The following is a 24875-nucleotide window of genomic DNA, read 5'->3' as shown; positions in this document are numbered from 1 at the left end:
TCGATTTCAGTACAGCTTCAATGCAGTATCGATTCGTTTACAGATATCGAGTTCTCGCCAGGCATGCAGAAAATCCTCAAAATACCTGAAACGGCCAAGCTCCAATAGATCCGCCGGGAGCAGCATAAAAATCGATCAGCTCGCCGAACCGCAAAGCGACGAGCATCCATTCAGGTATGCGGCGAGTGTATTAGACGATCCTGTTCCGGCAGTCTCGAGGCGATCGCGTTAGGGCTGCGATTCAGCAACGGCAAACGCCGACGCTCGTCCGCGCAGAAAAAAGTTCCCTCTCTGCCGACCATATTGGTCAGCAGAGAGGGAACTCTGCATAAGACTCAGCCGTTCAACAACGGCAAGCCCTTGGACGTTAGATCATCACTTGACGATCTTGGTGACACGGCCGGAGCCGACGGTGCGTCCACCCTCACGGATGGCGAAGCCGAGGCCCTCCTCCATGGCGATCGGCTGGATCAGCTGAACGCTCATCTCGGTGGTGTCGCCGGGCATGACCATCTCGGTGCCCTCGGGGAGGGTGATGACGCCGGTGACGTCCGTGGTCCGGAAGTAGAACTGCGGACGGTAGTTCGAGTAGAAGGGGTTGTGACGACCGCCCTCATCCTTGGTGAGGATGTAGACGTGGCCCTCGAACTCGGTGTGCGGGGTGATGGAGCCGGGCTTGGCGACAACCTGACCGCGCTCGACGTCCTCACGACGGGTGCCGCGCAGGAGCAGACCGCAGTTCTCGCCGGCCCAGGCCTCGTCCATGGCCTTGTGGAACATCTCGATACCGGTGACCGTGGTCTTCTGGGCGTCCCGGATACCGAGGATCTCCACCTCGGAGTTGATCGGGAGCTTGCCGCGCTCGACACGGCCGGTGACGACGGTGCCGCGACCGGTGATGGTGAAGACGTCCTCAATCGGCATGAGGAACGGCTTGTCCATGTCGCGCTGCGGGGTCGGGATGTACTCGTCGACCGCGTCCATGAGCTCCTTGATCTTCGGAGTCCACTCGGCGTCGCCCTCAAGGGCCTTGAAAGCGGAGACGCGGATGACGGGGGCCTCGTCGCCGTTGTACTCCTGGGAGGACAGCAGCTCGCGAACCTCCATCTCGACGAGCTCGAGGAGCTCCTCGTCCTCAACCATGTCGCACTTGTTGAGGGCGACCAGGAGGACCGGCACGCCGACCTGACGGGCGAGCAGGACGTGCTCGCGGGTCTGGGCCATGGGGCCGTCAGTGGCGGCGACGACGAGGATGGCGCCATCCATCTGGGCCGCACCGGTGATCATGTTCTTGATGTAGTCGGCGTGGCCGGGGGCGTCGACGTGAGCGTAGTGACGCTTCTCGGTCTCGTACTCGACGTGCGCGATATTGATCGTGATACCGCGCTGGCGCTCCTCGGGAGCCTTGTCGATCTCGTCGAAGGGGGTGAAGGGGTTCAGCTCGGGGTACTCATCGTGCAGAACCTTGGAGATCGCAGCGGTCAGCGTCGTCTTGCCGTGGTCGACGTGACCGATCGTTCCGATGTTGACGTGCGGCTTGTTCCGCTCGAACTTGGCCTTGGCCACTGGTGTCCTCCTGGGACTCGGGTAGTTCTCTTCGTCGTGACTCGACTAAGACCATGCTAGCCGTGGTGACGCAAAGAGTCTCTACGGATGGATTGTTGGAAATCTTACTGAAATGGGGTGCCTCGGACGCGGTGCCGGGGCTCCGGGGCCGAACGCGAATCGCCTCCGGCCCCGGAAGAGGAAATCACTCGCCCTTTGCCTTGGCGATGATCTCGTCCGCGACGTTCCTGGGAACTTCGGCATAGGAGTCGAAGCTCATCGAGTACACGGCGCGTCCCTGCGTCTTGGAGCGCAGATCGCCGACATAGCCGAACATCTCCGACAGCGGCACGGCGGCCTTGACGACCTTGACGCCGACGGCGTCCTCCATCGACTGGATCATGCCGCGACGGGAGTTGAGGTCGCCGATGACGTCGCCCATGTACTCCTCGGGCGTGCGGACCTCAACGGCCATGACGGGCTCGAGAAGGACCGGCGAGGCCTTCTTGGCGCCTTCCTTGAAGGCCATGGAACCCGCGATCTTGAAGGCCATCTCGGAGGAGTCGACCTCGTGGTATCCGCCATCGACGAGGGTCGCCTTGACGTCCACCATCGGGTAGCCGGCCAGGACGCCGGTGAGCATGGCGTCCTGAACACCCGCGTCAACACTGGGGATGTACTCGCGGGGCACGCGGCCGCCGGTAACGGCGTTGACGAACTCGTAGTGCGCCTTCTCCCCGTCAGCGGTCTCGGCGGCCTCGTCGGCGACCAGAGGCTCGAAAGCCATTTGCACCTTGGCGAACTGGCCAGAGCCACCAGTCTGCTTCTTGTGGGTGTACTCGACCTTCTCGACCTTACGGCGAATGGTCTCGCGGTAGGCGACCATCGGGTTGCCGACATTCGCCTCGACCTTGAACTCGCGACGCATGCGGTCCACGAAGACGTCCAGGTGGAGCTCGCCCATACCGCCGATGACGGTCTGGCCGGTCTCCTCGTCGAGCCTGACGGTGAAGGTCGGATCCTCCTCGGAGAGCTTCTGGATTGCGATGCCCAGCTTCTCCTGGTCGCTCTTGGTCTTGGGCTCGATGGCCACGTGGATCACAGGGTCCGGGAACGTCATGGACTCCAGAATGATCGGCGCGCTCTGGGCGCACAGGGTGTCGCCGGTGGTGACGTCCTTGAGGCCGATGAACGCGTAGATGTGGCCGGCATGGGCCTGCTCGACCGGATTCTCCTTGTTGGAGTGCATCTGGAAGAGCTTGCCGATGCGCTCCTTCTTGCCCTTGGTGGCGTTGAGGACCATCTCGCCCTGCGCAACTTTGCCGGAGTAGACGCGCACGTAGACGAGCTTGCCGTAGAAGGGGTGGGTGGCCACCTTATGGACCAGGGCGGAGAAGGGGGCCTTCTCGTCGGCCGGCCGGGTGAGCACCTCCTCCTCGTTGCCGACGGCGTGACCCTCGACGTCGGGGATGTCGAGCGGGGAGGGCAGATAGTCCAGGACTGCGTCGAGCACGGGCTGGATACCCTTGTTCTTGAAGGCGGACCCGGCCAGGACCGGGAAGGCCGCGCCGGCCACGGTGAGCTTGCGGATGCCGGACTTGAGCTCGGCGACGGTGAGCTCCTCACCCTCGAGGTACTTCTCCATGAGGGTGTCGTCGGCCTCGGCGACCGTCTCGAGGAGCTCGCCGCGCAGCTCCTCGGCCCTGGCAACGAGCTCGGAGGGAATCTCCTCGTACTCGACGACGGAGCCGCGGGTGTCCTTGCCGTCGGCGTCCTTCTCAGGGAAGCGGATGGCCCGCATCTCCAGGACGTCGACGAGGCCGGAGAACTCGCTCTCGGCGCCGATCGGGAAGTTGAGAACGATCGGGGTGGCGTGGAGACGATCACGAATCGTCCGGACGGAGAACTCGAAGTCGGCTCCCAGCTTGTCCATCTTGTTGATGTAGCAGATGCGCGGGACGTTGTACTTGTCCGCCTGACGCCACACCGTCTCGGACTGCGGCTCAACGCCCTCCTTGCCGTCGAAGACCGCGACGGCGCCGTCGAGCACGCGCAGGGAGCGCTCGACCTCGACCGTGAAGTCCACGTGGCCGGGGGTGTCGATGATGTTGATCTGGTTGTCTTTCCAGAAACAGGTGGTGGCCGCGGAGGTGATGGTGATGCCGCGTTCCTGCTCCTGCTCCATCCAGTCCATCGTCGAGGCGCCGTCGTGCGTCTCGCCGATCTTGTAGTTGATACCCGTGTAGAACAGGATGCGCTCTGTCACGGTCGTCTTGCCGGCATCGATATGGGCCATGATGCCGATGTTGCGGACCTTCTTCAGGTCGGTCAGCACGTCGAGTGCCACTAGTGAAGTCCTTCGTTCGTGAGAGTGGTGAGGAGGACGCCGGTCGAGGCGGGCGGGAAACGGCCCCGACCGGCGCTGCTGTTACCAGCGGTAGTGGGCGAAGGCCCTGTTGGACTCGGCCATCCGGTGCATGTCCTCGCGACGCTTGACCGCGGCGCCCAGGCCGTTGGAGGCATCCAGGATCTCGTTCATGAGACGCTCGGTCATGGTGTTCTCACGGCGCTGGCGGGAGAAGTCCACGAGCCAGCGCAGTGCGAGGGTGGTGGCGCGGTTGGGGCGCACCTCGACCGGGACCTGGTAGGTCGCGCCGCCGACACGACGGGAGCGGACCTCCAGGGCGGGACGGATGTTGTCCAGTGCCCGCTTGAGGACGGAGACCGGGTCCTGGTCCGTCTTGGAGCGCACACCTTCCAGCGCGCCGTAGACGATGCGCTCAGCGGTGGATTTCTTGCCGTCTAGCAGAACGCGGTTGACGAGCTGGGTGACGACCGGCGAGCCGTAGACGGGGTCGACGGCGAGCGGGCGCCTGGGAGCGGGACCCTTACGAGGCATTACTTCTTCTCCTTCTTGGCGCCGTACTTGGAACGTGCCTGCTGACGGCCCTTGACACCCTGGGTGTCGAGGGAGCCACGCACGATGTGGTAGCGGACACCGGGAAGGTCCTTCACACGACCACCGCGGACGAGCACGATGGAGTGCTCCTGAAGGTTGTGGCCCTCGCCGGGAATGTAGGCGGTGACCTCAATACCAGTCGACAGGCGCACACGGGCGACCTTACGAAGGGCGGAGTTCGGCTTCTTGGGAGTGGTGGTGTACACGCGGGTGCACACGCCACGGCGCTGCGGGCTGGACTTGAGCGCCGGCGTCTTGGACGACGAGCGCTTGGTCGAGCGGCCCTTGCGGACCAGCTGCTGAATTGTAGGCACTACTCAATCTCCATAGTGAAGTGCATCTGGATGGTTGTGCTGCCCGCGCACCGGCCCCGCTCCCCCCGTGAGGCGCGCACGCCCCCACGGAGTCGGGCCGGTCCACCGCGATCGGTTCATCCAATACGCCGCGTCCGGAGCCCCGTGGAGGGGCCCGTCGGTTCCCGCCGCGGCAGACCCGCGTCACGAGGGGCCCACCGGGCCGCCGTCGCTGGGAACGGAGAGAGAAGTGGCAACCCGCGCTCGGGCACCATCGGTCAGATTACGCGCTCAACAGCATGGCCCGCCATCCCAGGGCGAGAGCGGTTCCGTGTTTCTCGCCACTGCCCTCACTCGCACGTATGCGCATTGTCGAGGGCCCGCCCCGGCGAGTCCGACGAGCCCGCACTCAGGAGCGCCCGTGCTCAGGGAGCTCAGTAATCAGTAGTAATCAGCGACAATCAGTAATAAGCGCTCGTCGTTCGCAGGACCGTCACCGTGGGCTCCTCCTGGCCCGCGTCCCAATCAATATCCCCTTCGAATTTGAATCTGCTCGTATCCGTGGAAGGCGTTCCTCCGTATGTGGAGTTCTTGGTCGTCGTAATGACGATCTTGCCGCTCGTGAAAGTCGTCGCCGACGAGTCAATGGTGACCTCCGAGGCCTCCGTGGTGACTTCCATCTTCGAGATCTGACGCGACTGCACGGCAGAGGGGCACTCGGAGTCCATATTGTTCGGCGGCGTGGTGCAGTCCGTCGTCTCCTGTTTGACCTTATTCAGGACAAGATCCTTGAGAGCCTGGGTCGGACTGGCCGATACCGTAACGGTCTGGTCGGGAGCCCCCTTCGACGAGTTCACCCTTTCCGACGAGTCCACCTGCAGGGAGGTCGTATCCGGAGTCAGATACTTCGATCGAGACGAGCTCGCGGCAATGTCGTAGACGCCGAAGTAAACGTACTGCAGCGTCTCATGAGAGCTTGTGTACTCGCTGTTGTCGAGCGATACCTCTTGACCTCCGATTGTCAAGGAGTCGAATGTCGACGATGTCAGTTCGACTTTGTTGATCAGAGGGTCCTCGATCTCCCAGTTGTCGAGCAGCCCGTATTCCTTGTCGCCCCTGTTCACAGAAAAGGTGTGCTCGAACCTCTCCCCGTCAAGACGGAAGGTCGCCGTGACGAGGGCGCTGTCGTCATCGCCATCGACGTCCGCGTCCTCGACCTTGACGGCCGTGATGCGGGAGGTCGCCGCGCCGAGGGCCTCGTCGGTCAGGAGCAGGCTCTCGTCATGGGAGGCACCCGGATCCACCATCTTGTTGGCGTCCTCCGCGTGCCCATCAGCGATGAGAGCAAGGTAGGCGGAGACCTCCTTCTCCGGGGTCCTGCGGGAGTTCAGTAGGCTGACAACCGCAATGCCTGCGATCACCAGCACCAGCACCAGTGCCAGAGCGCCAAGGCCGACCTTGAGCTGCCTGCGGGTCGCCGGGCTCATCGGCGAAGGGGGAGGCGGCGGCGCCGGAGCCACCATGGGAAAGGCCCCGGTGGCGGCGGAGGCAGCGGTGGGCGGCTGACCCGGCACACCCATCACCGGCCCCACAGGAAAGGCCCCGGTGGCGGCGGAGGCCGCGGTCGGCGGCTGACCCGGCACACCCATCACCGGCCCCACAGGGAACGCCCCCGTAGCGGCAGAGGGCACAGTGGGCGGCTGACCCGGCACACCCATCACCGGCCCCACAGGGAACGCCCCCGTAGCGGCAGAGGCCGCGGTCGGCGGCTGACCCGGCTCCGGCGCTTCAGAACTGCTCTCGACCGGCGACTCGGCGGCGTCCTCGGGGGTCGCAGAGACAGCCGGGGTGTCGGCAGAGGCTTCAGAAGTGTCAGAAGCGTCAGGGGACGCCGGAGAGGCTTGACCGGCCGACGGCTCCTCGGGCTGACCGGCCGGCGGCTCCTCGGAGTCAGCCGGCTCGCTCTTCGCATCCTCGGGCGCAGACGGCGGCGGCGGAACCGGGCCCAGAGCCGACATGGAAGAGTCCTCCTCAGCGGGCTCAGCCGGCGACGATACCGACTCCGCCGGCGAGGCTGCTTCTGCCGCCGGCGAGGTCTCAACGTCCCCGATCTCCGATGCCGAGGATTCGTCGTCGGGAGTATCAGCGCTGATGGGCGGCTCGATCTGCGGCTCTTCGGGCGAGTCGGAATCGGGCGTTACTGGACTCACGTCGCTCATGCTGCGACCTTCCTGGGAAAGGGGATGTGGGTGCATTGTGATCCACCACCCACAAGACGATCAAATGCGTCCCGGCCGTATCTCGCCAGCAACGATCCGCAACAGCCCTCAGAACTCCACTCTGGCTTGACTCAACCCCCATAGAATCGGGTCCAGCACACGGAACGGCGAGATCCCGCGCTCGGTGAGCTTCTCTCTATGCTGCGGCGTCTCCCCCAACGAGGAGACGACGAAGTGACGCAGGGCCGCGATTTTGCGGTTCCTGACCGCCTGAACCGCCTGCAGCGTGACGGCATCCTCACCGAGGTAGCGGAGCATAGAGCACACCTCGGCATCCAAGAAGGCGCCGTCCTCCTCCAGCGCCCGAACCCTCTGCTTGGACGACGGCGTCCTCGCACGGACCATGGTGTCGTCCCAGTTGAAGTGGGCGGCCGGATTGGCCAGGACGGGCGCCATCTTGCTGTTGGCGCGTGGCAACTGCTGCAGAGCGTCGAACTTGCAGATGGTCAGTGCCAGCCGGGATCCGCCTGAGCTCATCTGCGCCAGGATCTTGGGCAGGACCTCGCCAGGTCTCACCCCCTTGCGGTTGGTATCCAGATCGGGGATGAGGCCGGACAGCACTTTGCGGACGGCGTCCAGCATGAGCGGATCGAACAGGAAGAGGACCAGGTCCGCGCGATCGATAAAGCTGAAGGCCCCCTCACGGCCGGTCAGACGCTCAAGATCCTCTCCGGCGATATCCCGCATGACCAGGTAGAAGCGGCCGCCATCACCTCCGGCGATCTCCCAGATGAGAGGATCCTCCTGGTAGGCGCCGCCGCCGGTCATACTGGGCGTGCCTTCCATCACCACATTCCTGTGGTAAAGCGGCTCGTAGTAGTCGTTGCCGTACACGTCCTGCGTTCCCTGGGTATAGGCCATGACAGTGCGGGACCGCTGCTGCGCATAGCGGAGCAGCATCTGGACAACGACGGCGATGTACACGGATTTCCCGGTGTCGCGCGCCCCGGTGACAGTCATGGTGAAGGTCCGGGCCTGCCGCCATCTCGGAGGAAGATCCCGGTGGCAGACGAGGCACACCTCCTGGGCGGTCTGCGCGCCGCAGCGCCGGCACACCACGTAAGTGGGCAGCTGCTTCGTCCTGTCGTTGCGGATCATGCAATACACCGGCGGCACTGCCAGGCTCTTCCCGGCGTAGAAGCTCGCCTGGGCATCGGGCCTGGGAATGCACGCGCCAACGCATCGAAAGCCGATCCTGTCGGCCTCCACGGGTGTGAAGCAGTACGGGCAGGAGGCAGTCATGAATCAGATCCGTTCTGGGATGAGGACGGGCTGAGCCAGTCCAGAAGAGGAGTGAGGATATTGAGCGTCTCGGCTGTGAAGGCCGCGTCGGGGCGAAGCAGCTCCTGCCACACCTCGGGAGCGGGAGCGTGTGCATCACCCGGCAGGGCGGCGGAGAGATCCGCAGCGCCGATGACGAGACACTCTCCCTGGCCGGGGAGCAGCGGCAGATCGGTGACGACGACGACGCGTCCGCCGGTCCGGCCCGGTTGGACGCACCCCACGCCGTCGTTGCGCGCGCCCGCGATGACGGCGCGTCGAATGGTCGGTGCGGCGACTCCTGTCGTGACGTACAGGTCGCCGAGGAACCGGAGCAGGGCATCGACCTGCGGAGTGAAGCGACGCATTGACGAAGATGTATCGATGATCAGGTCGGTGACCGTGGGCCTCGGAGACCCACCCTGCTCGCTCATGCGCCTGGCGCACCATCCGCCCAGGCCCGCCGTAGCACTGCCGCCCTCGGCGGGGAGGGCGACAATGGTCCTCTCGTCCTGCCGTGAGAACTGGAGTACCGGCGCACTGATCTGGCCTGCGACAGGAATCCCCTTGAGCAGGAATGACTGTCCTCCCTGGCCGGAGTCCACAGCAAGATCGATGACCCCGTCGCCCGGGAACGGGTCACCGGTGACCGTGCGCGCCCGGATGCTGACCGGTTCGGAATCCGCAACCGCGCTGGTCGGGAACGCCGCGACATCGTGCGCCGGGCCGAGGTACTTGGGCGGCCGGGCCGTTCCCGACACTTCCAATCGCGCCGCAACGGCGGACACAAGACTGATATGAACAGCCCCGTCGCTGACCAGTGACAGCCTCTCCCACTGGCCGTTGACCAAGATGTCAGGCATCATGTACTCCTTTCGCGTTCTGCGGCTCAACGGCCGCCGAAGAGCCTACGGCGGAGGCCGGAGGCCTCCTTGGCCGGAAGAACACGCTTGTCCAGCCAGCGCTCGGCACCTGGTGCACCCCCCATGCGCTCCAGAAGCGCGGCACGCAGAGTCTCGCTCTGCCCCGCGCCCAGATAAGCGGCCCAAGAGCGGGCGATGACGACGACGGTGCTGTCGCAGTTGCGCAGCAGGGCGTTCGACCGGCTCTCGGCGTACTCCATGCGACGAAGATCCTGATCGACCGAGTCGAACCACTCATCGGGGATGTCGGAGCCGCGACCGCGCCAGAACACGCGGGTCACCGCCAGGGGCAGAAGCTCGCCCAGGCCGGTCTCCCCCGGAGCGGCGAGCACGGAGGGATCCTCGTCCAGGGCGGCGTCCAGGTCCTGCACCGCTGCGGGCAGCGCAGGGGCGTCCGGCAGGTCCACCTGCTGCCCGTTCCACACCACGAGTACGAGCAGCGCCAGTGCCTTGCTCCGGGCCATGGCAACTGCCGGAGAACGGGCCACCAGCGGATCGCCGTCGAGAATCGCGGCCGCGAGAAGGATGTGACGGGCGTACGTGCCGGCGGCCTGCACGCTGTAGCGCGTCATGAGCGCGGTATGGCGCACCAGGACCACGAGGCACACCGCCGTCGGCACCGAGAACCTGTTGAAGACCGACTGCGCGAAGACCGCCTCCGGGTGCCCGCGCCTGGCGAGGTATTCTCGGCAGATACGAGCGGAGGTCGGCGAGTCGGGCTCTCTCAGCAGTGCGGGCCCGAGAACGTCCCACACATTGCGCCAGCCGGGCGGCGGCGCCTCGAGGCAGTCGATCGGCGCGAAGTCCGCGAGCAGCCGAACGACGTCCGGCCTCAACTCGAAACCGCCGACGACGCCATGCAGCGCTTTGACGGCGCGCTCCGCAGTTGCTGCTGCGGGACCCGCGACCGGCCTGTCGATAAGACCAGCCAGTTCGATCAATACGGCCTGCGCCGCGAGCTCGCCGAGTGCCGGGGCGACCGCGCCGCCGTCGAACCACGCGATGACCTCCTCCGACATCCACGGAAGCGTCCTGCTGGACTCCGCCCCTGCGGACTCCTCGAGCACGCGCTCGACGAGGCGCATGAGCGCATCCCGGCATCGGCGATCGAGGTCGAGTCCGAGGATCCGCGCGCGCTGCCCCATGGGGTCCTGCTCCGCGGCGAGGGCCCGGGCCACCGGGATCAGGAGCTCGTCCGTCCTCGCCCCCGGCGGGTTCACTCCATCTCGTACAAGACGATCGACCATGATGAGCACAGCCGTCTCGCGAGGATCCTGGGAGACGGCGTGCACGGCGGCCTCCAGCAGGGGGACGAGCGCCTCGCGCCCCTCCGCCGATCTGCTCCACGCGTCCAGGCAGCGGAAAGCGCGCCGGCTAACCTGACGCGCGGGATCCAGAAGCCACCGCGGGTTGCGGACGGCCGTCTCCACGTACTTACGGGCCAGTCCGGTGACCACGCCCGTCACAGGCGCCGACACGGGGACCGCGGACAGCCTGCTGTACCAGTGCCCCGGGTCGGTCTTCGCGGATCCGAGCACCCGGTCATTGACCACACCGATCAGGTAACCGTTGCCCGCTATAGCGCCCGGCTGACATGCGACAAGCTCGTGTTCAACGGCCTCGCCGACCAGCTCCTCCGCCCGGCCCGCCAAAAGGCCCGGGTCGCAGGCCTCCGCCATCGCCAGAGGCCATCCCGGAGCCACGTCCCGGTGGTCCTCTAGGAGGTCGAGGACATCGCGCACGGCCTCGACCCCGGCCACCCAGGCGCCCAGATCCGCCGTCATCGCCGCCACCATCCGGGCCCATGCAGAATCCGGTGCGCTCGTCGGCGGCGTCTGCGGATCGACGACGGCCAAGCCGCTGCGATGGATGGGCATCCCGGCAAGATCCTGCTCGGGAACGCACGCCAGGTCGATCCCCGATGCCGCCAGGGCCTCAAGATCCCGCTCGGTCCCGACCCTCTCGAGAGTCGAGAACCCCAGGAGCCTGCCCGTGCGCGGCGCGCAGGTGCGCTGCAGCGCCCCGACCCACAGCGCCGCCTCGTCGGTGGACGGCACAGGCAGCAGGACCGTCGTCGTCTTGTCCACGGATGTCGCGGACCGGTTGACCCGCTGGGCGAGGACGCCGTCGAGGATCTCCGCGAGGGCGACGAGAACCGCTCCGCGTCCGGGAACCGCCATGAAGTCGGACACCGAGTCGTCCGAGACGCTCTGGCCGGCACGAATCCGGTTGGAAGCGGGCATCGCCGTGGCGCGCACCTCGTCAGGGCCGAAGGGGACGCACCAATCCGGTGAGCGCCACAGGTCGGCCGTGCAGACCGAGGGCCGTTCCTCATCGGCCAGAAGCACGACATGATTCATGGTGTTCGGCCGGCCGGTCGCATCCGCGCCCGCGGGCGCCGTATGCACCAGTACTGTACCGTCGTCGGTCGGGATCTGGGCGTAACGGCGGGCCGCATTCGCAATCTCCTCCGGGGTGGGGAATCCGGACAGCGGGGAGACCGGATTCAGCCGGGGCTCAACCAGTGCGAGCAGACGGGAGGCCGTGACATCGTCAAGCGCGGGCGATTGCTCGAGAATCTGCCACCCGCCGGTCTTCACGCCATCGACGACGCGATCGGCATTCGTGTACAGCAACTGGCGCACGGCCCTGGATTCCGAACCGGGCGACGTCGGGCCCTCTGCGGAGGGTGTCATCGCCTCACCGCTTCCTGTACAGCTGGCCGAGGTCGGGATCGGCGAGGGCGTAGCGCTCGAGCGCCTGGTGCCGATGACTCGGTTCCATAGCCGAGTCGGGAACAGAGTCGATCATGAGGCGGAAGTACCCGGCGCCGAAGCCGGCGCAGTCGAACCACAGTGGCAGGTTCCGGCCCTGCGGCGGCACACGCACGGCCGGTACGGGTTCCTGACCCCCCTCCTTGGTGGGGCGCTCCAGATAGACGGGGACCCGCTTGCCATCGTTCGCGTGCAGGGGCAGTCGATCCTCCCTGTAGATGAGGGCCACCCCGATGACGTCATCCTCACTGGACACCCCGTGAACCGGAGTCAGATCGAGTTCGACGACGGTCTTGCGGAAGGGTCCCGCGACCCAACGAGGCCATGAGATGGAGTACCGGTACTTCCACTGGGCCGGCACCTCAATGCTCGTGGGCATGGACGGGATCCTCTTTCCCTCGAGATGCGTCACCGCAGTGGCGTAAAGGCGACCGCCCTGCGGGCTCAGACCATCGGGAACAACGACACCGCCTTCGGCCCGATAGGTGTCCTGCGTGACCTCGGCGATGGGAACGGCGGCAGGATCGTAAGAGGCCTCGGGATCGGTGATGCGCAGCTCGACACTCGTGGCGTCGCCCGGCCATGCGAAGGTCACCAGATCCCAGTCCAGACGCCGCGTAAGAGTCAGGTTCTCGATTCTTCCGGCGCGCTTGAGGCGTACTGGCGTTCCGATAGTCGCCTGGCCATCGCCGCTCATCGTCACCGGGGTGAGGTGGATAGTGTCCCACTGGCTGCCCGAGGGCCAGATGACGTTCTCAAGGGTGCGCATCTGCCGCTCAGGGATACCGGACTCGTCGATGCCGGCCGCCGTGGAGATGGCCGCATCCTCGGGCAACCCGGCCCTGGGAAGCCGTGAGACCGGCACAGTGCCGCGGTCGAGGGCCTCGGGGGCCACTGGCGAACTGGTCCGGTAGACGGTCACCCTGGCCGACGGCACCTGCGTCCAGCGCACGGTCAGGGACTCGGTCGCCGCACCGGCGTCCTCCGTCCTCCGATCAACGCTGAGATCGTCGATCGCCTCAATAACGACCTCGGGAGTGATCTGATTGCGCGCGGGCGGAGAGGTGTATGTTCTGCCGGCGACCTCGACCTCGACGGCAGCGACATAGTTGTGGGTCTTGCCACCAACAACATCGAGATCCTGAAAACCCGCGCCATTGTTCGGAATCTCGTAGGACATCCACAGCGCTCCGCGCAGGAAGCGCCCCACCGGCTGGTCCAGCGGCAGCCGCGCCGTGCGCACAGTCAGACGTGCGCCGGGGGGCGCGACCGGCGGCTGCCAGCTCGCCTCAACCGCACGGGATTCGGTGTTGAAGGCCAGAGTCCAGTCCCCCAGCTGATGGACGACGACTCTGCTCGCAACCCGTCGGCACTGTCCCAGGATCTCGGATCCGCTCAGACGGCTGTAGCCCCAGACGGTGATGAAACGCACCGCGCTCTCCACGGGGGTCTCGTCCCAGCACTCGGTGCCGTCCGTGGCCGCGACCTCGGTGAAGTCGTCCGGGCTGTAGGGCTCTTCCGCGTCCGACACGACGACGCGATAGACCTCGTTCTCCCCCGCGTCCGGCCACGTGTAGTGAAAACGCTCGCCGATGCGCTGGACCTGGACGTCGACATGGTTACCGGAGTCCTCGAAGGAATCGAGGTCCTCCCGGGAGTAGTCATAGATGGGGAAGTCCCACGATTCCTCCGACCCCTCCGTGTTCGCACCTGTGTCCGGCGTCTCCGGCATCGCTGTCCGAGAGGACGCTGACGACGGCGACTGGGTGGGCGGCAGGGGCACCGGAGGCATCTCCGGATCCGCCGGCGAGAGCCCGTCCGTTGACGACTCCGGGCCGGGGGCCTCAGCGGCATCGGCTCCCAGATGCTCGGGTCCGAAGCGACGATTGAGCATGATCGCAACGGGCAGCGCCACGTCCATGGCCAAGTCATCGCGCCCGTTGAGCACCCGGTCCACGATGGTGTGCGGCGAGAAGCGAGTACCGCCATCGACGTCCTGCCCGGTGTGCAGGATCTGCTTCCAGGTCGAGGGGCGCAGATGCTCCCGGGCCTCCGGCGGAGCAGTTGGCATCCACTCGTTCATGGCCTGAGTGAACTCGCGCAAGGTGATGGGCATGGTCGAATCCTGTCGAGACGTTCTGAAAGGCGGGAAGACGGAAGGGGCAGTGCTCAGTACTCGAGATCGTCGTCATCATCGGGACCATCACTGACAACCTGCGGTCGGTCGGACGAGTCCCACCGGGTGCGCAACGCATCCTCCGAGTCGTCGCCGCCCGCGTCGGCCCCGATCACGACGGAGTCCGGTACGGCGCCCTCGTGCGCCCGCGGCCCGGGGTAGATGAAGGCGGATTCGGGCAGGGGCTGTGTTGAATCGGCCAGGACGAGCGTCTCGGACAGGCCGTCGCGGCGCTCGGCGAACCAATGGCCGGCCTCGGTCGTGAAGCCCTCCTGCCCGGATCGAGCGCTCGCGCCGAAGATCTCCCGAATCACGCTCCTGCCGCGGCGAGCGGCAAGATCCTCCCGATAGTCGGCGACATGGCGCCGACCATCGGGGGTGAGTGCGATGAGCTCCAGCGAAAGACCGCCCTCTTCGCCGTCGAGCAGCCTCAGGCACGTCGCCCAGTGGTCCGCTCCGGCGGCGGAGCGCACGCCCTTCGATGCGAGTCCCTCGGCCCAGTTGCTCAAGGCTGATCCCTCCGCACCGGACTCCGAGAACATCTCGAGCTGCCTGCTCTTGAGCTGACTGCGCTGGTCCGGAGTGAGATCCTCCTTCATCCGAGCGTTCAGCGCCTCCCACGCCTGACCGGCCCAGCCGACCGTGAAGACCTTCGAACGCAGCTCTGCCGCCGCGTCCGCCAGTGATTCGTCGTCGGCCTCGACCTCCACGCGCTGAATCGGAATGGGCAGCCGAGTGAGGTGCTCGCGCGCAGTGCGCTCGGTGTCCCGTTCGCCCAGAGGGTCGGTGAGGAAGGACGTGAGCACCGACGCCCAGCGATCGAACTGCGCATAGGCCTCCCCCTGAGCAGCGAGGTCCTCAATGGCCAGGCGCAGATTCGCATTGATGACCGGCAGACGACGATCCCGCGATTGAGCGGCAGCGATGAGCCGGAAGACCTCGCGCTGCTGAGAGACGAAGACGGCCACTGAGGCGATGAGCCAGACCAGGAACACGATGATCGAGATGATCCCGACCTCTTTCCAGGTCATCGTCTTGAGTGCTCCGAGCACGGCGAGCGCAATGAGCACCACGACGAACACCGCGAGCAGGATTCTGATCATGCTGGCCAGCCGGCGCTGGCGGAGCTCGGTCTGCTCGGTCAGATCCTGCTGGATAAGAGCCTTGAGCTGAGCGGCGAGAGAGGCAATGTCTCGGCGAGTCCTGGAGAAGGAGTCCGCCAGGAATCCGCCGATGAGCGAGAGGAAGCGCTGGTTGCCGCGTGCGCGCCACTGCCCCATCCGCGCCAAGTACTGCGCCGCCGTCTGGGAATGGGGGCCGTTCGCCTCAACGACCTTCCTGAGCTCGGCTCCGATCCGATCGATCTCCAGGCGGTCCCACGCGTGGACCGTGGTACCCGCGGCGATCGAGCCGATGGTCTCGGCAATGGTGAATGAGCCCTCGCCGTCCCGAGGCGGCGCGATGACGTCACGGTCGGGGACATAGCCCTCGTAGGCCGCCAGGCCCAGCTCGGTACATCCCGAACCGTCGACGAGAGCACGGGCGCCGAAGACGAGATCCCGCCACAGGGCGCTGAAATCCCTGCGAACAGGCTGATCAGACCGGGGGAAGTCCTCGGGCATGACCGCGGAGGCCTGCTTGGCGGCGCTCATGATGTCCCGCCATCCCGCATTCCTCCCGGCGGCGTCCACTCCGCCGACGACCACGAGCATCGGAGAGTCCTGGCCGAAGACGATCCTGCCGGTCGTCGAGGCGATCGCCGCCTTGGCGGAGCGAAGCTGCCCACGCAACCAGTCGCCGGGGGCCCCGAGGACGGCTTTGAGCATGAAGGAGAAAAACAGCTTCAGGGCCTGAAGGAAATCGATCTCCTTGTCCGCCCCGACCGGGTCGGGCGCCATCCGCCGGCGCAGTTTATCCCGGTGCCGCTGATTCCAGACTTGCGCGGCCGTCGTGACCCGCTCGGCGGGGTCGGGATAGGGAGGGAGCAGGACACCGGTCTCCCGCCGGGTGGGCCGGGGGAAGCGGCCGTCCATACTCATGACCCGACGACGGAGATCGTCCTCGGCGGCATGGGCATCGGTCGTCCTGACGAAGGAGCGGGTGACCTCGACATAGGTGGACGAGGTGTTCAGGCTCCCATCGTGCGGGGCGTCCTGGACCGTTCCGCACAGACCGGCCTGCACCGCGAGTCCGACGGCGGCCGCACCGGGGATAATCGTCGTGTCCTCCCACCAGGGCGTCGGACTGTAGGAGGGATCGGCAGTCGCCTCCGGAGACAGCATGACGTTGTTCCAGCCCACGCGTCCGAGCTCGACCTCAAGGGGCTGCGGCGACCAGGGCACGAGTACGCGGGTGCACTCGCGCTCGGCCGTGGAGGTGATCCCCAGACTGTGGAAGTAGAGCTCGGTCTCCGCGGTCAGCGCGTCCTCGGCCGGATGCCCCACTGGGACCACGACAAGGAGCCGGACAGCCCTCAGGCCATGTCGATTGACGACATGGGAGTAGCGGGAGGCGGTGACCTGCCCGTCGCTGACCGAGACCAGATCGGGGTCGGCGGCGAGCCCCTCCACGTCGGCGTCGGCGTCGGCCTCGATCCAGTGGAATGGAGCGATCAGACCGGCGCTCGACAGGTCCACGAGGGCTGCGAGAATAGGGCGCTGGCTGGGAGGAGCGATGAAGACCGAGACGATGTCCCGATGAGCCTCGTCGTCTCGCGCAGAGGTCATTGCCATCTCACTACTCGATTCGCTATGTACTCGTGCGGCCATCAGTACTCGATCTCGTCGGCGTCATCGCCGGACCGCTCCCCGGAGGAGGGCTCGACCCGAGTCAGGATCTCGCGCACCTCGACGAGCTCGTCGTACATCTCTTGAGCCAGATCGACGGACAGGGGCGTCGTCTCCACCCGGACCCGCTTGGCGTAGTTCGTGAAGTGCTTCGCGTCATCCGCCTTACCGGCACCGGGCAGGTACTTCTGATCCAAATCCCTCAGAATGAGGTCGCACTGGGCCAGGAGCTTCTTCCGACGCTCCTCGGCATCCTCCAGTCCCTCCAACGATCCCGGCACCGGCAAACCGGCGACATGGCCCCGCCCCAGCAGCTCACCGAGCACGGTCCACACCGGACCATCGTCGTCGATCGAGATCTCCTTGTCGTTCTCGCCGTCATCCGCCCACCGACGCAGCACCTTCCAGGGGCGGAAGGCCTCCAGGCCCCGCCGCTCGATCTGCACATAGGCCAGCAGCATCGACTCCAGCACCGACGCCAACCAGGCATTGGGGGCGATCATGCGCGCTCTCGGGGTCAGCAGCGGATATGGGAAGGCCACCCACTCGCCCTCCCCACGGTCCCAGATCCGCACGGGACGGGCGGCGGACCGGTCCTTCCACTCCGGGCGGTCCACTCCGCCGGACAGCGTCGCGGCCCACCAGCCGCGCACCATGGCCCGGCGCTCCTCATCCCCCACCGGCAGTCCACCCGGAAGTGGGCGGGCGCGGCGCCACTTCCAGAAGGCGCCCCGCGCGCCGTCGGAGCCGATGGCGCCGTCCCAGGTCTTCGACACCGAATTCAGCAGCCCCGAGTACGCCACGGGAAGGGTGCGCGGATAGGAGCCGAACACATCCACGCGCGGCACCTCCTCGTCGTCGAGGCTCCTCTCCACCTCCCCGAGCAGCCCCGGAGCGACCGATGGGTTGTTCTTGAGGTACTCCAGGAACTGCCCCGCCACATCCAGTCCGCGGAATGGGATCGCGGAGAACGTGAACGACAGTCGCGGACGTTCGCCGTCGTGCAGATCGGAGTAGATCCTCTCGTCGACCTCCACCAGCGGCCGTGCCATGTCCAGCACCCGCTTGAGCCCCGCCAGCACCTCTTCGGAGCGCTGCGACTTCTCGAAGTCCCCCACCGCGTCGTCCTCCAGGTACTCGCGCAGGGACTGCGATGTGAACCTCGCGAAGACCTCACCACGGCGCCCGACGAAGGCCCGCGCCCGTCCCACCACATCGGCCGCTCGCAGCTTCAACTCGTACCTCGCCGCAGTCGGGAGCGCGTTGCCGGTCGCCCCCTGGAGCCCGGCCGGAACCCAGCGCGTCGACACCCTCAGCAGATCCTCGGGAGCCCGGTCCCCGCTGCCCTGTTCCCACCGACCGGTGAGGACCTCGCGCACGGCCTCCGCGTAGGCCTGATGGAGGTCTCCTCCCAGCTCCTGGGGAACTGCGCCCGCAATGTGCTCCTGGAAGCGCCCCGGGTACTGCTCCACGCCCATGAGAACCACCTCGTTGTGCGCCGTCGCGAATCGCTTCGGCACCGCCAGGTCATCCGGCTCCCCGGCCAGCGGCTCGCCCGGCCATGCTTGGTAGAGATCGGTCGCCACATCCGCGACCCCGATCGCACTGTGATCGTCCTTGCGCTCCAGCTCCAGGACCTTGCGAGCATCGTCCATGGCATCGGAGAGCGGCTTGACCGCTGAGGCCGCCAGATCCCGCAGCGCCACGGCCAGAGCGGTTGCGGATCGGGCGAGCAGCCATTGGAAGACCGAATCCGTCAGCCCGGTGGTCAACCGGTCCACAAGCTGTTCGCTCCCGGCCTCGCCGAGGAGGGTCTTGCCCATGCCCCGCATAGTCGAGGACAGCGTGTCCGGAATCTTCAGAGCGGAGGACGGGCACTGCGCCCCCACCTGCTCCAGCCGATCGGCGAGCGGCCTGAGGGCGCCGCCCGACTGTCCCAGCTCCCCCATGACGTGGATCGCGTACGGGATCCCCAGATCGGCGAGGTCTCGACGCGTCTGATCAACAATGCGATCGAGGTGCTCCCGAGCACGCTGCACCGCGAGTTGAAGGCTGGCGTCCTCCAACTCCGGGCGGACGAGATTCTCCTGCGTACGCAACCAGTTCGCCATGGCCGCTCCCCACTCGGCGACCGGCATGCCCTCCGTCTGCGGTCGGCGTGCCATGACCGCGTTGACGGTGCTGCGTGCGCGAGCTGCCAGCTGGGTCTTGTTGAGCGCTTTGCTGGCCTGGTCGGACAGCAGCCAGTCGAGAGTCTCACGATCGATGGCACTCGTCGCGCCCATCATGGTCGTTCCCGCCGACATCGGCAGTCCCATCTGCACGAGCTCGCCGGATCGGCGGTGCTCCCACAGATCCGCCAGGCGCTGCGAGTCGTTCGACGAGCCTCCGGGGAGACGGAACCCGTCCAGAGCATGATCGACCGTACGCCGAGCGAGTCGCTGCGCCGCGTACTCGGCGTACCGGTCGCGCCCCATGCTCAAGGAGGCGTACCCGAATGAGGACCACGCCGTGTCTGTCGGGTCCACGTCCCAGCTCACCAGACTGCGATTCGGCACATCCACGTCGTTGGCAATATCGAAACTCACATATCGATCGAAAGCCGGTGACGAGATGTAGCGGGCCAGACCCCGTCCCATGCCGCGGAAGACCCCATCGGTGCTGCCGTCGCCGAAGACGGCGCCCGTCCCCCCGGCCCTCAGGCCGATAGGCGTGACGCGTTTGAAGGCCCGCTCGGCCGTGATCGAGACTCCGAACAGCGAATACAGGTCAGCATCGAGCCGGGCGGCGTCGCCCTCGGCGCCCGTCTGAGCAGCCACGATCTCGCCCAGCATCGCCAGGGTATTCCCCGGCATGCCCGCACGCAGATGATCCGGGACCTCCTCGAATACCTCCGCCGTGTACAGGAAGACCGAGATCTTCTGCGGATCGATTGCCGGAGTCGTCGTCGCCCCCGCCACCAATCGGCACACGTCCAAGGTCATGGACGCGCCAGAGCCGCCGGCCATCGACGAGACCACCAGCACCATGGGAGACGCCGACGAACTCGGAGCGTCTCCCATCCCAGGAACGGTGCGCGCCACCTGCTCGGCGGCCTCCCGCGCCTGCGGACTGGCCATTCGCGCCAGAGCCGCCTCCACGGCCTCGCGCACGTCGCCGAGTCGCCGCAGGATCAGCAGCCGTCCGATGCCGCGGAACTGCCCCGCTCCCACGGTCACCGGGAAGGACACGTCCTTCGGGCGCCGGGGTATCCATGTTGCCAGATGACGCAATCCCCCAGCATCCCGGGACTGCACTCGGGTCGTCAGCACCTCGTCAACCGTCCGGTAGCGGCCGTCAGCCACACCGCACGACACGTACGCCCCGCCCTGCCGACTCACAGAGCCGACGGCGCTGGTCTCCTCCTGAACAGGAGTATCCACATTGAGGAACTGCCAGCACCCCGGGATCTCCTCAATCCCGTAAACGGCCAGATCCGCGCGCAGCTGATCCATCATGTACGACAACGTCTTCGCACCCGAACCACCGCAGCCGATGACCAGCACTTTGTACATTATTCGCTTCCTTATCTCCGGCATCTCCGGCGCCGGTCGCCGAGTCAGACGGTGGAGGAGTTCCCGGACCCTGGCGAGTCCGGCCGTGTCGTATATCCTGCGAACGGATCGTCCTCATTGAGCGTAGGCAGCCCGGAGGCGAATCCCGAGTCCGCCGGGTCGTCCCCGACCCCGGGAAGCGCGCCACCACTGGAGCCCGTCACCGGCTCGCCAGTTCCCGAGTCGCCCGAATGCGGCTCATGCGGATGATCTGGCCGCATGAGCCGAATTCGGGCGACGCCGGTCGCCAACTCGCGGCCGGCGGTCTCCACCAGTCGCTCCTTGGCCCTGTCGTCCATGGATGCCACCAGGACGACAGTGACGCGTCGAGGAGAATCGGGCTGATCAAGGACCGCGATCCAATTCCCTCGCACGCTCAAGGGCAGGACCGCGTGCCCCTTGCGAGCGCCGATCGGCGATGCTCCAGAGATCGAGGGCGCATCCGGCGCAACAACAGTGACATCGGGAACGGACATCGGCGAGGCGCCCATCCGCGTGCGCAGAGTGCAGCCCCCGACCGACAGTTCCCGTGCCCCCTTCGGCACCGAGACCCAAGCCCAGTCCTGAGAGGGGATCTCAATGGCGGCGGGCGAATCGTCCTGCGGCACATCGACGATGGTCGTCGCCACGGCAACGGTGCCACTCGGGATGCGGGCGGCAAGGAACTTGAACAGGTACAGCAAACCGACCGGAATCCCGATGCCTGCCAGGAGGGCAATGGCGAAAGCGGTCCATGCCGTCCCGACGTCAAGCGGGCGGCGCATCTCCGCCCGGAAGGGCACGTCGACCGTCTGAGCGCGGTCCGGCTCGTCCAGCGGCGCCACCATCACGGAGACATTCCCCGTAATCGCGCCATTGGCATGGTCGTGGGTCGACAGGGACAGATCAAGGTCGGCGGTACCGCCCTCGGGGACGCTTACGCAGGAGTCCTGCGAAGCCGCGTCGGATGTCATCGTGATCGTGCCGGCCTCCTCGGGTGCGCCCGTGAGGGTGACGGCGTCCGATGGCACCCAGACGCAACCGGGTCCCCTGATCTGCAGCGCTGCGCGGGCCGTCGTGTCCTTCTCCAGACGCCCGAAGTCGACCGGGGCCGACAGGGCCGGGAAGTCCAGCGGCGGATTGATGGTCACCTCCGTGGTCGCCTTCGTCGGAGCAAGGGTGGTGCCATCGATCCGACTGCCGTCGGCACCGGTGGTCGAGGCGGTGGTCACCGTCACCGAGCTCGTCACGGTCGCCTCGCCAAGAGCGACATCCGCCCCAATCGGGATACTGAGCGGTTTGCTCAATTCTCCGAAGTCGTTCGATTCGTAGAGGGTGGTCTCTGCTCCCTGCGAGTCCGTCAGAGTCACGGATGCGGCAATCGTGCCCGTCAGGCTCGAGACATCGACCGGCTCGCCGTCGGCATGGTCGAGGAGCGTCAGTTGCACATTGTCGGCCGTCTCGCCCTGATGCAACTCGGTGCTCTCCAGGTCCTTCCAGGACAGCGTCAGGGGCGAGGACAGGTCAAGATTGATGTGCGCCTGCTCGCCCTCCGTCGAGGAGCTCTTGTCGACGAAGGCCAGGCGCCATTGGCCGCTCCATGTTGGCACCGAGTCCGCAGCGAGGTCGATCTGAAGAGAGCGCGGAGTCAACCACTCGTAGCTCACACCGGAGGACGTCTGCGGACCGGAAGACTGCGACATGACAATCGGCTCAGTCGCCCCGGGCGCGTACAGATCGGCCTCGAGCCCCTCGACATCGGAGGACGCCAGCACGTGGACATTCTGCAGGGACTTGTCCAGGACGAAGGCCGACTCCCCCGTGGTGCAGACGTCGCCCTGGCAGATGTTCACCGAGTCACTGCGCACCGCCGTGCCCGGGGCTGAGATCGAGTCGAAGGCGAGCAGCAGCGAATCAATGTCTGAAACCGGATAGAAGGCGCCCGTCGGCGAGGACACATCGCCGCATACATCCACGCCGTTCGTCCCGGCGTTCGTCCCGCCGCCGCCCACGATCCGTTTCATGAAGGTGAAGTCGGTATCCCCGCTGGTCAAGCCGAGTCCCAGGAGAGTCACCTTCGAGGAGCGCAGCTGATCGGCGACACCCGTCGGACGGCAGATATCGGCCGTCCCCGCCCGCTCGGCCTCGGCGACACCCTCCTCGGAATCGAGCGAGACACCTGGGGCATAGGGCTTGCTGTCATCGGCGCTCCGGCTGCCTCCGGAGGCTCGGACGTCCAGGTCATACTCTCCGTCCGAGAGCCAGGCCACCGCGCGACAGCCGGAGGTGTCGTGGTCGACCAGGTCCTGGCGGGCGCCTTCCAGCGCGTTCCAGTAGTCCGTGTCGTAATCCTTGATGTCATCGCCGACGGCGCTGATCTGACTCTTGACCGTCTCCAGCGCGTCCGGTGTCAGCGAGGTCCAGTCACCCGCCCCCGCATAGCTGGAGGCGAAGCCCGCGACGCGCACATCCAGCGTGATGCCCTTCGTCGTGGAGAAAGACGCCAGTCGCGCGGCCAGATACTGTGCAGCAGTCACCCGCGCCTTGTCGGGATCGGTCTTCTGCAGTGAGCCGGACTGATCCATGAGCATCACCAGAGATCCCTTGCCACCGCCCGACAAACATGAGCCGAACTCGGACAGGCCCGTCTGCTGATCGGAGGGCTTGTCGGGCGATGCGGAGACGGCAGGCGCTGAGCCCAGGAGCCCCAGGAGAGCCATGCACAGTGCCGCCACCAGGACGACTGCGCGACGGACGGAGAAGGCCGTCATGAGCCGGTCACATCCTTCCCACGAACAGGGCAATTCGCGCGGAAGCCGCGATGATGCCCACGATGGAGGCGGCGATGCTCACCCGATAGAGGATCATCGGAAAAGGCTGATTGTCGTACCAGGGGCTGGCCTGCCGTGCCGTGTTCTTCACAACGAAGACCATGGCCAAGCCCAGCCCCAGGACCACGGACAGGAGCCAGGCCAGCACGCCCAGGACGATCGAGCTCGACATCGCCGCTAGGATCAGCGCGACGAGGACGGCCAGCATCGAACTGTACAGATAGAGAATCGGCGCCGAGACCGGACGGACCTCCGACATGGTGCCGGCGTCCTGGGTGCTGGAAAACTCCGCGGCCCGGGGGAAGCCGGTATCCGATGATTCTCCGAAACCGGAGGGCAGGACCGCTCCCGTAGTCGTCGTGATCACACTCGGATCGTTCGTCTCCGGAGCTCCTGTGCCGGCTCCGTCTGAGGAGCTCCAGGCGCCCGCGGACGGAATGTTCGGTGTCGAGGTCATGTCTGCTGGTTCTCCTGACTCATCCGGTCATGACGGACGGATACCCGCCGTAGGAAGCGGTGAGGGATCGAGCTGTGACGGAGCGGGCATGGGATCATGCATTCCTTCGTGATTCCTATGGGGTTCCTCGGCAGGGAAAAAGCTGAGGGCCGGCGGGGCAGGGCGAGACGGTGGTAACCCCGCTCACGTGCAACAGTATCCGGTGCGAATGGGCGCTTAGAAGGTCGAATAGCCTTCCCGTGCGATCTTGAAGCCGTGACCGTTCGACTGGTTCCAGCACCTCATGCCGTCATCGGCGGAGGAGCAGGCGAAGCCCTCACTCTTGACGCTCTCGCCGTATTCCAGGGTCATCGCCATGCCGTCAGTCGCGAACTCCGAGCCGCAGGCCGGGGATGCGCTGTCCCGGATCTCCATGGAGAAGTAGGTGCCGTCGCAGTCCTCCAGCCCGGCGTCCCCGTAGTCGCGGGCGTAGATCGAGCACGAGGCCCGGTCATCGTAGATCTCGCAAGAGATGTTCTGCGTCGGGGACTGGAACCGGCTGGCCGAACTGGCCGAGATCGCGTTCGCCGGAGCCGGGGAGACGCTCGGCGTGGCGGAGGTGCTCGTATCCGAGCCGCTGGAGCTCGTCACCTCTTGAACCAGGCGCCCACAGCCACGTATGACCGCTATGACGCTGATGATCACGACGCCGAGGACGAGCCAGCGGCCCACCCGCTCCCACCCCTTCTTATTCGACGAAGCGCTTCGGTACTGACTCTGCTGGATCTGCCAGCTCTGCCGGCCGGTCTGACTACTCGCCGCCTCCCGCTGAGCGCGCTCGGCGGCAAGGTGGTTCTCCCATGCCTCGTTCGCCTCCGGAGTCGTCGCCCGTATCCACTGTCTCAGATCATCGGGGCAGGCCGGGTTGAGCACGAGAATCGGGTGGAGCTCCTGGTAGGCGTCCGCAATATCGCCGAGCCGCTCCGGAGAAGTCGACGGGTCTGCGGCCTCAGCAGCCTCCGGGATGTCCTGCGCTCTCAT

14 protein-coding genes are annotated in these 24875 nt (G+C 66.3%); all 14 read right to left on the bottom strand.

Annotation, left to right across the window (positions count from 1 at the left end; all coding sequences use genetic code 11):
- Nucleotides 1-375: 375 nt before the first annotated feature.
- On the bottom strand, nt 376-1566 hold the full coding sequence (gene tuf / locus W5W_RS0105895; protein ID WP_008729430.1) for an elongation factor Tu: 1191 nt from the start codon (nt 1564-1566) through the stop codon (nt 376-378).
- A 184-nt stretch (nt 1567-1750) separates the two neighbouring features.
- Nucleotides 1751-3892, bottom strand: coding sequence for an elongation factor G (gene fusA / locus W5W_RS0105890; protein WP_017194732.1), 2142 nt, complete (start codon nt 3890-3892; stop codon nt 1751-1753).
- Between the two features lie 81 nt (nt 3893-3973).
- Complete coding sequence (rpsG, locus tag W5W_RS0105885) at nt 3974-4444, bottom strand: 30S ribosomal protein S7 (RefSeq protein WP_008729401.1); 471 nt, start codon at nt 4442-4444, stop codon at nt 3974-3976.
- Nucleotides 4444-4818 (bottom strand): 30S ribosomal protein S12, encoded by a 375-nt coding sequence (gene rpsL, locus W5W_RS0105880; protein WP_008729379.1) that lies wholly within the window; start codon nt 4816-4818, stop codon nt 4444-4446. Before rpsL ends, rpsG begins: the two co-directional genes overlap by 1 nt.
- Before the next feature lie 440 nt (nt 4819-5258).
- Nucleotides 5259-7016, bottom strand: coding sequence for a hypothetical protein (locus W5W_RS15245; RefSeq protein ID WP_017194731.1), 1758 nt, complete (start codon nt 7014-7016; stop codon nt 5259-5261).
- A gap of 108 nt (nt 7017-7124) precedes the next feature.
- A complete protein-coding gene (locus W5W_RS0105870; RefSeq protein WP_017194730.1) occupies nt 7125-8318 on the bottom strand; it encodes a hypothetical protein in 1194 nt (397 codons plus the stop codon).
- Entirely contained in the window at nt 8315-9199 is an 885-nt protein-coding gene (locus tag W5W_RS0105865) for a hypothetical protein (RefSeq protein ID WP_154650256.1), read from the bottom strand. The genes W5W_RS0105870 and W5W_RS0105865 overlap by 4 nt, the downstream gene beginning before the upstream one ends.
- Nucleotides 9200-9225: 26 nt before the next feature.
- Nucleotides 9226-11955 (bottom strand): GAP1-N2 domain-containing protein, encoded by a 2730-nt coding sequence (locus tag W5W_RS0105860; protein ID WP_017194728.1) that lies wholly within the window; start codon nt 11953-11955, stop codon nt 9226-9228.
- A gap of 4 nt (nt 11956-11959) precedes the next feature.
- On the bottom strand, nt 11960-14149 hold the full coding sequence (locus W5W_RS0105855) for a SaeA-related protein (protein ID WP_017194727.1): 2190 nt from the start codon (nt 14147-14149) through the stop codon (nt 11960-11962).
- 53 nt (nt 14150-14202) lie between these two features.
- Complete coding sequence (locus W5W_RS0105850) at nt 14203-16935, bottom strand: hypothetical protein (RefSeq protein WP_017194726.1); 2733 nt, start codon at nt 16933-16935, stop codon at nt 14203-14205.
- A gap of 41 nt (nt 16936-16976) precedes the next feature.
- Entirely contained in the window at nt 16977-20549 is a 3573-nt protein-coding gene (locus tag W5W_RS0105845; protein ID WP_017194725.1) for a tubulin-like doman-containing protein, read from the bottom strand.
- A 44-nt stretch (nt 20550-20593) separates the two neighbouring features.
- Nucleotides 20594-23338, bottom strand: a complete 2745-nt coding sequence (locus W5W_RS0105840; protein WP_017194724.1) for a hypothetical protein — start codon at nt 23336-23338, stop codon at nt 20594-20596.
- Between the two features lie 7 nt (nt 23339-23345).
- On the bottom strand, nt 23346-23765 hold the full coding sequence (locus tag W5W_RS0105835; RefSeq protein ID WP_238533268.1) for a hypothetical protein: 420 nt from the start codon (nt 23763-23765) through the stop codon (nt 23346-23348).
- A 306-nt stretch (nt 23766-24071) separates the two neighbouring features.
- Nucleotides 24072-24875, bottom strand: coding sequence for a variant leucine-rich repeat-containing protein (locus W5W_RS0105830; protein WP_017194722.1), 804 nt, complete (start codon nt 24873-24875; stop codon nt 24072-24074).

It is taken from the genome of Actinomyces massiliensis 4401292 (assembly GCF_000269805.1).
In the GTDB taxonomy this organism is placed as follows: domain Bacteria; phylum Actinomycetota; class Actinomycetes; order Actinomycetales; family Actinomycetaceae; genus Actinomyces; species Actinomyces massiliensis.
The sequence above is the reverse complement of the archived record's forward strand: the minus strand, read 5'-3'. Positions and strand labels throughout refer to the sequence as shown.

Excerpts from the sequence above, each read along its gene's own strand:
- rpsG (WP_008729401.1), bottom strand. The coding sequence starts at position 4,444 with ATGCCTCGTAAGGGTCCCGCTCCCAGGCGCCCGCTCGCCGTCGACCCC.
- W5W_RS15245 (WP_017194731.1), bottom strand. The coding sequence starts at position 7,016 with ATGAGCGACGTGAGTCCAGTAACGCCCGATTCCGACTCGCCCGAAGAG.
- W5W_RS0105870 (WP_017194730.1), bottom strand. The coding sequence starts at position 8,318 with ATGACTGCCTCCTGCCCGTACTGCTTCACACCCGTGGAGGCCGACAGG.
- W5W_RS0105865 (WP_154650256.1), bottom strand. The coding sequence starts at position 9,199 with ATGCCTGACATCTTGGTCAACGGCCAGTGGGAGAGGCTGTCACTGGTC.
- W5W_RS0105860 (WP_017194728.1), bottom strand. The coding sequence starts at position 11,955 with ATGACACCCTCCGCAGAGGGCCCGACGTCGCCCGGTTCGGAATCCAGG.
- W5W_RS0105855 (WP_017194727.1), bottom strand. The coding sequence starts at position 14,149 with ATGCCCATCACCTTGCGCGAGTTCACTCAGGCCATGAACGAGTGGATG.
- W5W_RS0105850 (WP_017194726.1), bottom strand. The coding sequence starts at position 16,935 with ATGACCTCTGCGCGAGACGACGAGGCTCATCGGGACATCGTCTCGGTC.
- W5W_RS0105845 (WP_017194725.1), bottom strand. The coding sequence starts at position 20,549 with ATGTACAAAGTGCTGGTCATCGGCTGCGGTGGTTCGGGTGCGAAGACG.
- W5W_RS0105840 (WP_017194724.1), bottom strand. The coding sequence starts at position 23,338 with ATGACGGCCTTCTCCGTCCGTCGCGCAGTCGTCCTGGTGGCGGCACTG.
- W5W_RS0105830 (WP_017194722.1), bottom strand. The coding sequence starts at position 24,875 with ATGAGAGCGCAGGACATCCCGGAGGCTGCTGAGGCCGCAGACCCGTCG.